This is a genomic window from Apilactobacillus sp. EABW-1NA (assembly GCF_030398685.1).
GTDB lineage: Bacteria > Bacillota > Bacilli > Lactobacillales > Lactobacillaceae > Apilactobacillus > Apilactobacillus waqarii.
Window position 1 is genome coordinate 1 of sequence record NZ_JAPDKO010000009.1, and the last position, 15,308, is coordinate 15,308.

The window sequence follows — 15,308 nt, forward strand, 5'->3', positions numbered from 1 at the left end:
ACTTATTAATAATTTTTGTAAATCCTAAACCATTATAATAATCTTTAATGGCAGCTAATTTTAATTCTTTAGAAAACATAAAAGAACCCCTTAGGTTAGATTTCTCCAACTCAAGGGGTTCAGTTCACCTGACAAACGTCAGGCCTTTTTATTTAGGTTTTATTTCTTAGTGTTCTTAAGCATTAATGCCATTGCTAAACCGAATAGTTCAATCACAAAGAATGTAATGAAGACGACATGGAAACCACCCATTTGGGCAATTGCATGGCTCATTCCCTTAGCAATGTTGTTGTTCATCACGTTAGATAAAATCAAGGTAGCAACCAAGACACCGGTTGATCCAAGAATTTGTCTAAATGTTGAAATAACCGCTGTACCATCTGAGATTAAATCCTTTGGTAATGAGTTAGCACCCATTGTAACGGCTGGCATCATCACAAAGGCGTTTCCACCTTCAATGATTGCTGCAATTACCATCATTGGAACTAGACCCAGTGTGGCACCGGTGATACTCAATACTAACCATCCGGCTAGAATCATGAACATCCCTGTTAGCATGGTTGATTTGAAACCAATCTTATCTGCTAACTTACCAGTCAATGGGTTTAACAAACTCAATACGATGGCACCAGGAGCTAGCGCTAAACCAGAAACGGTCTTGCTTACTCCCAATACGTCTTGGTAGTAAAGTGGGAAAATGATTGTCACAACAATTAAGGCAATGTATGAAGCACCGGTTAAACCAACTGATAGGTCGTAGTTAAAGTCCTTCAATACTCTTAATTGTAGTAGTGGTTGATCCATCTTGAATTGACGAATTGCAAACATTGCTACCATTAAGATACTTACAACCAAGATGATAATGGCTGCAGTCAAATCAATGTTGGTCTTACCAATCATGTTAACCACGTATAGGATACCAATCAAACCGACTGATAGGATAACTGATGGGAAGTCTAGGTGACTTTCCTTTTGTGGCATGACATTCTTAATTGCAAATAGTGAAATTACAAATAGAACTGAAATGATAACGGCAAAGACGATGAACAATCCACGCCATGCTGAGAAGTGGAGAACGATTGCTGAAAGAATTGGACCACAAGCAAGTGCTGAACCCATGATTAGGCCAGCAAATCCCATGGTAGTCCCCCTTTTTTCTTCCGGTGTAATGTATAACAACACTGATTGGTATGATGGGAACAAGATACCAACAGCGATTGCTTCCATTGCACGACCTAACATCATTACTGGGAAGTTAGGCGCTGCTACCACAATCAAAGTTCCGATATCAAAAATTGCTAAAATCAATAAAAATAATTGCTTAAACTTAACATTGTTAAGTAACCATGGACTAACCGGCATCATGACACACATGATTAGCATAAATCCGGTTGTTAGCCATTGAACAGTCGAAGCATCAATTCCAAATGAGCTCATTAAGGTAGGATAAGCGGTTGAAATTGATGATTGGCTCATTGACATTGTAAAACTACCCAAAAGTAATACAATGACGAACAAAAAACGATTGTATGGTTTACCATTTAAATCGTAATTCTTCAAAACCTTCATCTCCTAATTTAGAATCATTATAATTTAATACTTTTTCTATTTTATAGATTTAGGTTAAATAAGTAAACTATTTTGCTTTGCTTAATTTTCGTCGAACAGAAATCTTGCGATAATGTGATCAACGAAGATGTTGTGGTGCAAACGACTGTGTTGACCATTGACCCCATTAACTGGGATTTCTTCGTAGTTCTTAGCACGTTTACCAATCAAGTACTTCAAGGACTTCGCTGAAGCCACTGATACAACACCGTCTGAATCTTGTTTTGAATTGTCGTTTCCGTAGATGTTTAGTACTGATACATCCTTAGGGAAGTTCTTACAATCATTTAATAGTGTTTGATATGATGGGAACCACTTGTTTGATTCTGAGTAAATCATTGGTTTACCTTGTGAATCAACATAATTATCTGTTCCCATGCTACTTAACTTAATGACCCCGTCATATGGTCCGGCGATTGAAACAAACTTTTGTAGCTTTGGCATGTCTTCATCTTTATCGTACTTAGCAGCTGTATCTAAGATAGTAACGGCCCCGGTAGAGTGACCAACAGCATTGTAGTACTTAAATCCATAGTGATCTCTTAGTTTCAATAGAATTTCGTGTAACCAGCTAACTTGTTTATCAACTGGTGTGAACTTCTTTTGGAAAATAACTTGAATAATTGGCTTTCTGGTATTTAATTGAAGTTTTCCTTTGTAATCAATTTTTCCGTCCTTATCCACTAGGATGACTAATGAACGGTTACCTCCATCACGTGATGCAATTGTTGCCAAGTGATTGGTAGATCTTCTAGATCCACCCAATCCGTGGACATACAATGTTGGTGTGTTTTGACCACCTCTAGATGATCGAGACATTAATAGGTTGTCACTTCTAATCGCAAAGAAAACTGCGAAAAATGCGACAATCAATGTCACAATAATCAAAATAATATTGGTCTTAGCTGTTTTACTCAAGATGATTCTCCTCTCTTTTCTTCTACTCTCTATCATACTAGAAAATCACAAAATTTACATCTATAATTATGTGCATTAATTAGCCAAATCTAGTAATTTGTAGTAGATTATAGGTATAGACTAAATATGAACGAATAAAGGAGAATTTATTTTGATTACACTTAAATCACCACGCGAAATCGAAATGATGGCCAAATCCGGTGAAGTATTAGCTGGCGTTCACCTTGGCTTACGTGACATGATCAAACCAGGTCTAGACACTTGGGAAATCGAAGAATTTGCTGACAAATACATCACTGAACATGGTGCAAAGGCATCAGAAAAAGGTTTTGAAGGCTACAAGTTTGCTACTTGTGTTTCTGTTAACGACGAAGTAGCTCACGGAATTCCACGTAAGGGCCTAAAGCTTAAAGATGGTGACATTGTTAAAGTTGATATGACCGTTAACAAGGATGGTTTTGAAAGTGATTCTTGCTGGACTTATGCAGTGGGAAACATTTCAGAAGAAGACCAAAAGTTAATGGATGTATGTAAGGAAGCTCTATACCGCGGCATTGACCAAGCCGTTGTTGGTAATCGTTTAGGTGATATTGGTTTTGCTTGCCAAGACTTCATCGAAAATCAAAACCACATGGGTGACGTTCGTGAACTAATCGGTCACGGAATACAACCTACTATGCATGAACAACCAAACGTTCCTGCATATGGTGAACCTGGTAAGGGTCTACGTCTAAAGGAAGGTATGACCATTACCATTGAACCAATGGTTAACCTAGGAACTTGGGAAATCACTGACAGATACGATGCTAAAGACGACTGGACTTACTACGTATCATCAGATGGTACTAACTCAGCTCAATACGAACACACCATTGCAATTACCAAAGATGGTCCAAAGATTCTAACCTCTCAAGGCGACGACATCGACGAAAAGTACAAACTATAATAAATAAAAAAAACCTCGTAAGATAATTCTTACGGGGTTTTTATTTTGGTTGAATTAGTTCAAACCGTTAACGCAGTATTCAGGCTTTTCACCCTTTAGCACGTGGTTTACTTCACTACTTGCCATGTTAGAAATCTTAGTAAATGATTCCACTGAGAATCCTGAGTTATGTGGAGTCATGAAGACGTTTGGTAGTTTTCTTAGTTCACTGTCCATTGGAAGTGGTTCTTTCTCGAACACATCTAGACCTGCTCCGGCGATTTCACCGGACTTTAAGGCTTCGATCATGTCTTGTTCGTTAATCACTGCACCTCTGGCAAAGTTAACGATAAATGCTGATTTTTTCATCATCTTGAATGTGTCTTTGTTAACAGAACCGATAGTTCCCTTCACTGCTGGTAGATGTAGTGAAACGAAATCAGAACGTTTGAATAGTTCATCCCATTCAACAAATTCACCGTATTCAGAAGTTTTAGGGCTTCTGTTCCAGATTAATGTCTTAACTCCGAAACCTGAAAGCATCTTGGCAGCTTGTTGACCAATGTTTCCATAACCAACAATCCCAATTGTCTTACCCTTAATATCGTGTGATGGGTGATGGAATGCGTATGAGTCATCACCTTCATGCATTTTTTGAGAAACTGTGTATAGATTCTTAGATAAAATTAAAATATCGGTAACGGCACATTCAGCAACCGCCACTTCATTTCCACCAGGTGTGTTGGTAACGTAAATTCCACGTTCCTTACAGTGGTTTAAATCGACATTATCGTATCCCACACCAAAACGTGCGATAACCTTTAGGTTAGGCATTTGGTCGATAGTGTCATTGCTTAATGGAGTCGCATTAAGCACCATTCCATCAGCATCTTTGTGTTGAAGTAGAGAGTCTGCGTATTGATCTTCTAATTCCACTACTTCAAAGCCATAATCCCTAAGTGGTTCGCCTAAATAATGAGCAAATTCTTTAGGAATAATTACTTTTTTAGCCATTTTCTCTTCAACTCCTCATTTTTTATAACATATAAATATTATCACAAAAAAAGCCACTACATGGATTTTTTATATCCATTAGTGGCTTTTAGCGACTTTAATGTCTATTAATTGTGTTTTTTGGCCATAGGATTAGTTTACCCTTAATGGCACTCTTTCGTTCAACAGTAACTGGTTTCTTCCCACGACGTGGTGTCCATCTGGGATTTCTAATTACGGTAGGATCATTTTTAATCATCTTAAAGACTGACATAATGATCAAGATGCAGACGAACATCAACGGGAACCCGGCTAAGGTACAGAACGTTTGAACTGTCTCAAATCCCCCAACGACAACTAAACTGAATGAGAATAGGATAAATACAACTACCCAGGTCATTCTGTTAACACGACTAGGTTCTTTACCAGGACCAAGTGGCAAACTGGTAAATGAAGAAAGCACGAATGCTGACGATGAAATCGTGGTTGACAAGAAGATAAAACAGGAAATAAAGTAAAATGCAAACATGACATACTTCATAGGTAAGGTTCCAAGAACAGCTGAAATCACAGCGGCTTGGCCTTGCGTATTTAAGATATGAGTTAAATTCAATGTTCCGGTCTTTTGTAGCCATAGTGAGTAACCACCAAAGACGGCATAAAAACTCATGCATCCCAAAGCACCATAGGTAAGCATCCCCATGACGATCTGTCTGATTGTGCGTCCCTTGGAAATCTTAGCAATGAATAGTCCCATAAATGGCATGTATGATAACCACCAACCCCAATAGAAAATGGTTTCTTGTTGGGCAATACCAGGACGACCGTTTGGCACGGTATTCATACTCATTGGAATGAATTTTTGAATCAATAATCCGACACTGTTTGTTTCTGAATTTAGAATGTATACGGTTGGACCAACTAGCAAGACAATTGCTAGGAAAATAATAGCGGTCCAGATGTGGGCATTACTTAACTTATCAATTCCACCATTTAGTCCCTTAAAGACAGTTAGTGCAAAGATAATAAATAATACCAAGAATAATCCTAGCTTCATATTTAGATTGTCAGGAATTCCGGTTAAAGAACTTAGAACTTTGGAAATGATTGGGATTTCCAAACCTACGGAGGCTCCTACCCCTCCCATGATTCCAAATACTACTAGTAGGTTGACGATTTTTCTGGCAATGCTTTGCCAAAGTTTTTCACCATCTAAGATGGTAATCGCATCACTTAGAGATTGAATTTTGCGTTTCTTGTTATACATCATATAACCAATAGCAATCGTGGGTGCCGCAAACATCAACCAAGCCATTGGACCCCAATCATATTGACCATACATGTGAGCTAAATTGTAAGCAGTCACTGAATATGGTTTAACAGATCCTTCTGGATGTTGAACGTATCTCAATGGGTCCACCATGCTAAGCATTAAAATACTGGCATCGATGGCGGTCGCAAAGACCATTGAACCCCATTGGAAGTTCTTGTACACCGGCTTATCCGTTGGTTCACCCAAACGAATATTGCCATACTTTGATAACATCAAATATACAAAAAACAAGAAATTGATGATGTAAATCCACATGTATCCCCAACCCATATTGCTGGTTACCCAGTTCAATACGTTGTTAAGGAGTCCTTGTAGTGAAGAACCACCAATTATCAAAAATACTGAAACCCCTAAAAATAATACGACAGTAGGAATAAAGACGAGCTTGTCGATATTTTTACTTTTAAAAATAATAATCCTCCTCTGAGATTAAACACAAAAAGCTGCACAAATAAGTGATTCGTATATAACGAATGACCATCTGCACAGCTTTTCTAAGGTTATACAAATTAAATTCGAATTATTTTTGCATTTCAATTATATTATACACAAATAACAATTTATGTAAAATGTGGCCGCACGGGCGTTTGAAAAGCATATTTTAATTCCTATTTGACCGTTTTAATAACACGAGCTGGATTACCAACAATGACCACATTGTCCCCAAATGATTTGGTGACAACTGATCCAGCACCTACGACAACATTTTCACCCAATGTAACACCGGGCAATACAGTCACATGTCCTCCTAGCCAGCAATTATCACCGATGGTAATTGGTTTTCCCATTTCAACATCGGCCTTTCTTTGGTCCGGATCCAATGGATGTACCGGTGTGTACAATCCAACGTCTGGACCGAAGTAACAATGATCTCCAATTGTGATTGGGCATGTGTCCAACAATGTTAAGTGGTAGTTGGCATAAAAGTCGTCTCCGACATGGATATTGTATCCATAATCAAATTCAACGCCGGTTTCAATCCATAGATTCTTACCACTGTCGCCAAGTAACTTGGCTAGTCGTTGGTTTTGTTCTTTATTATCTGATAGTGAATTAATGGCGCTTAACTCTTTTCTAACAACACTACGTCTTTGTTGTAACTCTTCGTCGTATTGTTGATAAGGTTCTCCTGCCGTCATTTTTTCACGTTCTGTTTTCATATTTTGCCAGCTTTCATAACTTATTCAATTATTATTGTATCATATGAAATTATTTATCAAAAAAGCCTAAATCGCGAAGGCTCTTCTCGATGTCCGATACGGATTTATCCTTATCGATGTATTCCTTGGCCTTTTCGAGTTGTTTTGGATTAGGCTTTGATTCTTCCACCTTTTGCTTTGTTGCCAGTTTTTCGGCTAAATCAGGAGCAATCTCTCGAACTTCATTGTCTAACAACTGTTGAACTGTAGTGATTGCATTGTCACCATTATCAAAACTAGCATTCACAAATTTGATGGTTTTAAATTCATCTAAAATAGCGGCCAATTGTTTGATTTCATCGACATTGGTGATGACCTCACCGTTAAAACTTTGCCAATCATGTGCTTTGGCGTACGCAAGCTTTCCATCGTTGATAGTTTGTGAAATGTACAAGGAAGGTGTGATCACCTCAACTTGTTTTGAGTTTAGATTCAGTTCAACTAACTTCTTCAAACCATTGATAACTGATACCAATTGCATCTTGGAATTATTAATACCCTGCATTCCACCACTATTGGATGTTAGTTCACCATCAAAGTCGATGCAATAGGCCCAAACAGATGGACCATTTGCGGCAACGTATTGGTTTAAACCAGAAGCGTTAATATGCTTACCGTGTGCATATAGTTTAACGACTTCTTCGACACTTTTTTCTGCTGGTTTTGGTTGTTCAAATGTCGAGTGAACGATTGTCTTGTTCGGTTGATTTAATTTCATATCATCCATTTTTTCGTTCAAAAGTTTATCAACAAAATTATTTCCAGAGTTATCTGCATGACCCTTAGTCCATTTAAAGTTTAAGTGCTTAAATTGGCCTAGTAGTGCGGATAGTTGCATAAATTCATTCTTATTTTTGATGACTGTTCCATCACTTTTTTTCCAGCCACGTCGACGCCATGAGTTTAGCCATCCCTTAGTGATTGAATCTAAGACGTACTTGGAGTCCAATATAGCGTCAATAGACTCGTTTTGCCATCCTTGGTCTATGATGTACTGTAAGGCGTTAACTAGCCCTAAGACTTCCATTTTATTGTTTGTAGCACCGAATTCACCATCAGAGGCATAATATTTCTTACCATTGCGCAAAATTAAATACGCCCAGGCGGCCTTGTCGTCATCCTTAACGTGTTGGCCGAGCTTGTTTCCGTGGTTTCTAGAACCACCGTCACTGTATAGTGTGATTGATCCACTCTTGGCCATCTTAGGTGCAGCCTTCTTGGCAGGTTGACTTAACCCCATGTAGGCCTTAGCTTCTGATTGAGTCTTAAAGCTCTTATATTCGGCGCCGGGAAAACCGTTGACTTGGTTTTTACATTCGTCCCAAGTGCTATAGATACCGGGCTTTTTTCCTTTTCTTACTGCATAAAATTTACTAGCCATCTTTTTCTCCTTTTATGTACAAAAAAAGACCCAGAAAATCTGAGTCCAAAAGATTATTTAGCAGGCTTTGACTTCAAGAATTTTTGTAAGTCAGCAACTTCTTTTTGTTTCTTGTTACGCTTGTTGTTGTTGATTGGACGACGTCCTTGAACACCATTTGGATGACAAATTCTCACTAGAGACACCCCTTCCTGTTAACCATAAATTAATTAGTACCATTATAATATAAAGACGGTACCTAACGCAAATTAGAATTATTCACTCATTATTATATCGATATTGTTTACAATTTACAAGTTTGTGTTAAAATAACTTCAATTTAATAATAAGAGGTGGCAATTTTATGACAAATGATTTTCCCCAAGTTTTAACCATTGCAGGTTCAGACAGTGATGGAAGTGCAGGAATGCAAGCCGATTTACATACTTTCTTTATGCATCATACTTACGGTGCTTCCGTAATTACAGCGTGTGTTGCAGGTAACTCATTTGGTATTCATGACAGTGTCTCTATGCCAGTTTCATTCATCAACCAAGAATTCAAAGACTTAGCTGATGACTTTAAGATTTTAGCATCAAAAACAGGAATGTTAGCCGATGCTGAACTTATTCGTACTGTAGTTGAAAACTACAAGAAATACGATTTTGGTCCATTAGTTGTAGATCCTGTAATCATGACTAAGCATGGTGCTATGTTACTTGAACAAGCCGCTTACGACACTTTGAAGGAAGAATTAATTCCTTTAGCCACAGTCTTGACCCCTAATTTCTATGAAGCACAAAAGTTAGCTGACATGGAAATTAACTCAGACGAAGACACCAAGGTTGCCGCCAAAAAGCTTCGCGATTTAGGCGCTAAAAACGTTATTATTAAAGGTAAACACGTCGCTGGTGAAACAGACGTCGTTAAAGATTACGTCCTACTAGAATCCGGAGAAGACTTCTGGATTGAAGGACCTTACTACCATACAGAACATAAGAACGGTACTGGTGATTCTCTATCAGCAGCCATCACATCTGAAATTGCTAAAGGTACTTCCATCGCCGACGCTATCAGAATTGCTGACGACTATGTCGACAAGGCAATTAAGAACGAAATTTCAGTTGCTCACAAATTTGGTCCAATTAATCACTGGGCACAATAAAAAAAGAAGACTCGCATAAGCGGGTCTTTTTTATTACCATTTATCAGGACTCCACATTCTACCGTCCAATTCATCTTGGGCTTGTTGGAGTCTTTTTTGTTGTTCCTTATTAATATCTTTAATCCCATCTAGGAAGGATAATAATTTAAAACTAGTTTCATCTTTTTTTAGTTCTTCGATTTGTTGGTCCAACCATTCGTTTTGACTAGCCATTATTCATCATCCTCCTTCTTGATTAAATCAATTTCCCATTTTAATTCGTCCAATTGATCGTAATTAGATTGAAGATAATCGATTAGGATATCCATTCTAGCTTGCTTGTTCTCGTCTAAGGATTCCTTTAAATCGGTTAGTTGGTCGATGTACCATTTTTGTAAACTGGTAAAGCTGTCGAAGTTATCACTGGTTAAATAACTACGGTAATCAATTAAGAGTTTTTGTTTTTGAGCATCGGTCATGTAGGCAAACTGTGAAATGACAAACGGCTTCAAGAATTTCATTTGGCCACGTTGCGCAATTGCTTGGTATGGTTTCAACAATTCAGAGATACTAAAACCTTCCCTACCACCAACCTGGTAGTCCTTGATTGGATCACCCAATGTCGTGATGATACCAATTTCTTTGCCCTTCAATTTCCCTTCTTGTTCATAGGCGATGAAGTTCTTGGTAAAGACATCGTCTTCATACTTCTTCATCAATGCTGGTGCACTATACCAATACATTGGGAATTGAAATAAAATACGATCATATTGTGTTAATCTTTGTTGTTCTTGTTCTTTATCGAAAGTAAATTCTGTTTGGATATTATCTAAAACGACCCAATCCACATTTTCAATATCAGACTGACATTGTTTTAAGAATGCTTCGGTCATTGAATTATCATATTCAGGATGTGATACTAACACCAAAGTTTTCATATTCGTTCCCTCGTTTCTTTAATAACACTATTTTAAATGATTTATAAATAAAAAAACACCATTATGAATTACACATAATGGTGTTTTTGCGAGGATAAATCTCCTTGTAACCTAGGTATTGGGGGACCCGATTACAAGGTTAATTTATCTCATGCTTAAAAAACAAATAATGATTATTCTGGATTTGAAGATGTTAATTGAAGGTTACTCCAAAATTCATTGTCATCATTTCTTGCACTATATCCTTTAACACGAGTGTTAACAGGTGTCCAAGATAATGACATTGATACAGGAACATAAACAGCTTGTTCTTGTAGATACGTTTGCCATTCTTTGAACTGCTTTTGTCTGTATTCATCATTCCATGACTTTGAATTGTTCATGTTATTTAGCAATTCAGTGTTCTTTGCAGTGGCAAAGTGACCGATATTAAAACCTGCACTTGCTCCATAGAAAGAAGTTTGAGTAGGTTCAGAGCCAGTTGAGAATCCAGCTTCAAAAACATCTACTTGATCTTGTTTTGGCTTCAAAAGAATTGAGTACAACTTGTTCATTTCCATTGGTCTACCACTCGCATATTGAACATTCAAACCAATCTTATGCCATTGTTGTAGATAGTAACTGGATTGTGCTTCAGAAGCTGAGGTACCTGTTTGGGCACCAAAGTTAATTACAAGAGGTTTGCCATTTGGTTGAACTCTCCATTTACCCTTCTTCTTGTATCCAGCTTCATCCAATAGTTTATTTGCCTTACTAATATTCAAAGTATAACGAGGAGTCTTAGAGTTGTAGTATTTCTTGTAATATGGTGAAATAACTGAATTTGGTAGCCAAGATAGCCCATTATCAAATTTCTTTCTTAGAGCGCCAATATCTAATGCATACATCATAGCTTGTCTTAATTTGACATTACCCATCTTCATATTACTATCCATGACATTTTCTTGTTTCTTCGAATCAAAGTGGCCAACATTAAATCCTAATAGATCATAACTTGTACCCATTGTTCCAACTTCTTTGTAATCTTTTAGTTGTTTTACTTGTGGATATTGTGTATTTACTCCTCCACTCTGAGCAAAATCATATTGTTTTGCTTTCAATGAACTCGTGAAGTTGCTTGGATTAACCACTTGGATGGTAATGTGTTTAATTTGAGCTTTCTTTCCGTAGTAATATTTGTTTGGAACCCATGAGGTTGATTCACCTGTAACTTGCTTGGAAAGTTTATATGGTCCAGCAAAAATTGGATTTTTTCTAACTTCAGATGAAGAAGCTAGCTTACTGATTGGCACGTTCTTAATATGTTCATATGGTTCAATTGACGACCACATGTAGCTATTACCAATATATTGTAGTGATGGAGCAAACTTGCTGTAGTGGATAACAACTACATTTCCTTTTTCACCTTTTGGCATGGTAATTCCAGAAATTGTCTTTGCTTTTCCTGCATGGTATTCAGCCATACCTTTAATAGCATTCATATCTTCAGTGTATTGTTGAGAAGGGCTATCTGGAGCGCCGATAATTTCATAAGGATATTCAACATCACGAGCAATCACCTTTGATCCATTCGACCACTTGGCTTTTGAATTAATTGTAATTGTTGCTGTCATCGATTTTTTATCAAGTTTTAGATTGGCTAATCCTCCATCAATAATCTTGTTGTTGTTATCAACATTAAATAATTTCACCATTCCCGGAGAATACACATCACCATCTTCAGCATTATTTTGCAACGTTTCAGAAGTAATTCCCGCAAATGGTGCTGAATTATATTCTGCAACTTTTAGGGTTCCGTTATTGTATGTAGAAGAACTCTTACTTGTATTGTTATAGGAATCAGCCATCTTAACGGATGGTTTAAAACCAGACTTAACATCTGAATTATCATTTGAACATGCTGCTAAGGCAATAGCAGAAAACATTGTCAATCCTGCTACAACCATTTTTTTATACACTTTCATAAAAAAACCTCCAAAAATTTAATTAAAATACTACTAAACAACTCACCTCCTTTATTATCTAAATTTAATTATTTATCACTTCGGCGCTGTGTTGAATTAGTAGATCTTCTAAGTGCAGCACCAATGTAACTAATGGCTAAACATAAAATAACAACTTCAATTGTGGCAAATAGCCATGTCCACCAGTAAACAGTAATATTATCCGCATCGTTTGCATTAGCAATAAGTGTTCCTAAGGATGGAGTTCCATTCGGCAAACCAAAACCTAAATATGATAATCCTGTTTCTACACCAATGTTTTCAGCGAAAGATAATGTAGTATCGACAACTATTAAAGACGATAAATTAGGCATGATTTCTCTAAAAATAATCTTTAAAGTCGATGTTCCAGAGGCTTTGGATGCTAATACGTAATCTTTATTAACTTCAGATAGAGTTTGTGCCCTAATTAATCTCGATGTTCCCATCCAATAAAATAGAGACAGAATTAATGTTAACGTAATCGCATTGTATGAAGGAATAATATTAACAATTTCAATAATTATCATAAAAGCAGGAATAATCATCATAAAATCATATACCCTTTGCATACTCAAATCTGTGATTCCACCAAAATATCCTGAAATCAATCCGTAACAAACCCCAAAAGATGAAGAGATTATTGTTAATCCAATCGCAATTAATATCGAATTACGAGATCCAATAATAAGTTGGCCCGCAATTGAACGACCTCCAGCATCTCCTCCAAGCAAATATCCCGGAGTGAATGGCTTTGCAAAATATCCCATGATATTTGTAGCCATCAAATTATTTTGATTAATAAAGAAGCTACCCACTACGGTAAATAAAATAAATCCAACAACAAGTATTAACGAAATTAAAGCAATTTTATCAGCCTTAAATTCGTTAATCATAAGTCTTAAGGATGATGTTGCAGAATTTTCTTTGGCCTGTTTTTCTAATTCTTCTAAATTTACTTCATTCATTATGCACACCTCCTATTTAACACGAATTCTTGGATCAATTACGCTAAGAGCTATATCAGACAACAATGTACCTAGTAAGCTTAAGAAGCCATAAAGTAAGACTAAAGCTGTCATAACTGTGTAATCTCTAAAGTTAACTGCATTTAAAAATAGCAATCCCATTCCTGGGTAAGAGAAGATTTGTTCAGTGAACAATGATCCGCCCAATAATCCCGTAATTGAATACCCTGCAAATGCAGCAATAGGAAGTAAGGCATTACGTAAAATATGATGTTTGTAGATATTTTTCGTTGAAACTCCCTTGGCCTTGGCCGTTTTGACATAATTAGAATTCTTAGCATCTATCACGCCCGAACGCAGGTATTGAGTTATTCCGGAAGTAGCAAATAAAGCACCTAATGTAGCAGGCAAAATCATGTGATAAAGTCTAGAAAATAGTACCGGGAAGAATCCATTAGCCGTTGGTGATACTGATCCGGTAGTTGGGAAGATATTTAAGCCATAGCCAAAAATCCAACATCCTAATACCAATACAACAAAAAATGGTACTGACATTGTCATGTATGAGTAGATTCTTACCAAAGTATCTTGTAGCTTACCTTCATGACGTCCAGCATATAAACCAAGTGGTAACCCGATTGCGTATGTCATTATCATAGTTAGAAGCGCAAGCCAGAATGTGTTAACCGCTCTAGATGCAATCAATGCACTTACCGGTTCTTGGTATTCATAACTAGTACCTAAATCACCATGGAATAGATGAACAACCCAATTCCAATATTGTTGATACCACGGGTCGTATAATCCATTTAATTTCATCAAGTGATGTAATTGTTCGGGTGAAGTCTTAGGGCTAATCGATCCAGTAAAAGGATCCCCCGGTAATTGTTTTGAGATAATAAAAACAATCACACTCAAAATAATTAACTCTGGAATCATTATTAAAATTCTTCGTAAAATTGTCTTCCACATATTATTGTTCCCCCATTGCTATTTTTTCAGGCACAGCAGCAAAATGAGTGTCAGAAATTTTAATCAAAGGAAGTGGCTTTCCGTTTTCATCATAAAATTCTTTTTGTTTTTCGTGATAATATTTTTCAACTTCTAATCTATGTTTGCGGTTCTTCTCACGATTATTAACATCTGCCTTGGGAATAGAAGCAAGTAATCGTTTTGTGTAAATGTGGTATGGGTGATTATAAATATCATCCCTCGTACCAACTTCTACGATTTGTCCACGATTCATAATTGCAATCTTGTTGCACATATGACGTACAACCCCTAAGTCATGAGAAATAAACAAATATGAAATATTAAATTCCTTTTGAATTTTCTTCATAAAATTCAACACTTGAGCTTGAACTGATAAATCAAGAGCTGATACAGGTTCATCAGCAATAATCAACTTAGGATTTGTAGCTACCGCCCTTGCAACACCAATTCTTTGACGTTGTCCACCAGAAAATTGATGTGGATATTTATACATTGCTTCAGTGCCAAGACCAACAATGTTTAAAAGTTTGATAACCTTTAATTTTTCATCCTTTTTGCTTAGGTGTTCAAAGTTCTTAAGCGGCTCAGCAATAATATCGTATATTCTCTTTTCAGGATTTAAACTCAATTCAGGATCTTGAAAAATCATCTGAATTTCTCGATTATAGTTAATCTTTTTTCTATCTTTACGTTTAGTAACGTCTGTATATTGGTAATACAAATGTCCAGAGGTGGCTTCTTGTAAACCTACCATCACTTTACCGGTTGTTGATTTACCTGAACCAGATTCTCCGATTAATCCGTATGTATCACCTCGTTGAATTTGTAACGAAACACCATCAACAGCTTTAACGTTATCTATGATTCTATTAAAGAATCCACCTCTTATAGGAAAATGAACCTTTAAATTTTTAACCTCTAATATAGTTGGTTTTTGTTTTTCCATA

Annotated in this window: 14 protein-coding genes and 1 pseudogene; 2 read left to right on the forward strand and 13 right to left on the reverse strand. The window is 36.7% G+C overall.

The window, feature by feature from the left end; all coding sequences use genetic code 11:
• Positions 1-159: 159 nt before the first annotated feature.
• Together OEZ61_RS03625 and OEZ61_RS03630 are read right to left on the reverse strand one after the other, a co-directional pair.
• Entirely contained in the window at positions 160-1,569 is a 1,410-nt protein-coding gene (locus OEZ61_RS03625) for an MFS transporter (RefSeq protein WP_248601097.1), read from the reverse strand.
• An 81-nt stretch (positions 1,570-1,650) separates the two neighbouring features.
• Positions 1,651-2,526 (reverse strand): alpha/beta hydrolase, encoded by an 876-nt coding sequence (locus OEZ61_RS03630; protein ID WP_290046964.1) that lies wholly within the window; start codon positions 2,524-2,526, stop codon positions 1,651-1,653.
• Between the two features lie 151 nt (positions 2,527-2,677).
• On the opposite strand from OEZ61_RS03630, the gene map reads away from it, so the two are divergent.
• Positions 2,678-3,472 (forward strand): type I methionyl aminopeptidase, encoded by a 795-nt coding sequence (map, locus tag OEZ61_RS03635; RefSeq protein ID WP_054608424.1) that lies wholly within the window; start codon positions 2,678-2,680, stop codon positions 3,470-3,472.
• A gap of 54 nt (positions 3,473-3,526) precedes the next feature.
• Here the strand turns inward: map and OEZ61_RS03640 are convergent, their stop codons facing one another.
• The 5 genes and pseudogenes from OEZ61_RS03640 to OEZ61_RS03660 all read right to left on the reverse strand — a co-directional run bounded on the left by OEZ61_RS03640 (position 3,527) and on the right by OEZ61_RS03660 (position 8,533).
• Entirely contained in the window at positions 3,527-4,465 is a 939-nt protein-coding gene (locus OEZ61_RS03640; protein ID WP_041153048.1) for a phosphoglycerate dehydrogenase, read from the reverse strand.
• A 97-nt stretch (positions 4,466-4,562) separates the two neighbouring features.
• Complete coding sequence (locus OEZ61_RS03645) at positions 4,563-6,152, reverse strand: BCCT family transporter (protein ID WP_290046982.1); 1,590 nt, start codon at positions 6,150-6,152, stop codon at positions 4,563-4,565.
• A 233-nt stretch (positions 6,153-6,385) separates the two neighbouring features.
• On the reverse strand, positions 6,386-6,937 hold the full coding sequence (locus OEZ61_RS03650) for a sugar O-acetyltransferase (RefSeq protein WP_053792034.1): 552 nt from the start codon (positions 6,935-6,937) through the stop codon (positions 6,386-6,388).
• A gap of 754 nt (positions 6,938-7,691) precedes the next feature.
• Positions 7,692-8,357 (reverse strand): annotated as a pseudogene (locus OEZ61_RS03655) (ribonuclease H family protein); the annotation flags it as partial.
• 53 nt (positions 8,358-8,410) lie between these two features.
• On the reverse strand, positions 8,411-8,533 hold the full coding sequence (locus OEZ61_RS03660) for a hypothetical protein (RefSeq protein ID WP_257719910.1): 123 nt from the start codon (positions 8,531-8,533) through the stop codon (positions 8,411-8,413).
• A 167-nt stretch (positions 8,534-8,700) separates the two neighbouring features.
• On the opposite strand from OEZ61_RS03660, the gene thiD reads away from it, so the two are divergent.
• Complete coding sequence (thiD, locus tag OEZ61_RS03665) at positions 8,701-9,501, forward strand: bifunctional hydroxymethylpyrimidine kinase/phosphomethylpyrimidine kinase (RefSeq protein WP_041153051.1); 801 nt, start codon at positions 8,701-8,703, stop codon at positions 9,499-9,501.
• Between the two features lie 33 nt (positions 9,502-9,534).
• Here the strand turns inward: thiD and OEZ61_RS03670 are convergent, their stop codons facing one another.
• The 6 genes from OEZ61_RS03670 to OEZ61_RS03695 form a co-directional block, all read right to left on the reverse strand.
• The gene (locus tag OEZ61_RS03670) at positions 9,535-9,714 is read right to left on the reverse strand and encodes a hypothetical protein (protein WP_034530555.1); all 180 of its coding nucleotides are present in this window, start codon (positions 9,712-9,714) and stop codon (positions 9,535-9,537) included.
• The gene (locus OEZ61_RS03675) at positions 9,714-10,418 is read right to left on the reverse strand and encodes an NAD(P)H-dependent oxidoreductase (RefSeq protein WP_290046970.1); all 705 of its coding nucleotides are present in this window, start codon (positions 10,416-10,418) and stop codon (positions 9,714-9,716) included. The genes OEZ61_RS03670 and OEZ61_RS03675 overlap by 1 nt, the downstream gene beginning before the upstream one ends.
• A 173-nt stretch (positions 10,419-10,591) precedes the next feature.
• A complete protein-coding gene (locus OEZ61_RS03680; protein WP_160184819.1) occupies positions 10,592-12,382 on the reverse strand; it encodes an ABC transporter substrate-binding protein in 1,791 nt (596 codons plus the stop codon).
• A gap of 68 nt (positions 12,383-12,450) precedes the next feature.
• Positions 12,451-13,368 (reverse strand): ABC transporter permease, encoded by a 918-nt coding sequence (locus tag OEZ61_RS03685; RefSeq protein WP_140999856.1) that lies wholly within the window; start codon positions 13,366-13,368, stop codon positions 12,451-12,453.
• A 12-nt stretch (positions 13,369-13,380) separates the two neighbouring features.
• Positions 13,381-14,340, reverse strand: a complete 960-nt coding sequence (locus tag OEZ61_RS03690) for an ABC transporter permease (RefSeq protein WP_034530562.1) — start codon at positions 14,338-14,340, stop codon at positions 13,381-13,383.
• A gap of 1 nt (position 14,341) precedes the next feature.
• Positions 14,342-15,307, reverse strand: coding sequence for an ATP-binding cassette domain-containing protein (locus OEZ61_RS03695; protein WP_263506529.1), 966 nt, complete (start codon positions 15,305-15,307; stop codon positions 14,342-14,344).
• Between the last annotated feature and the right edge of the window lies 1 nt (position 15,308).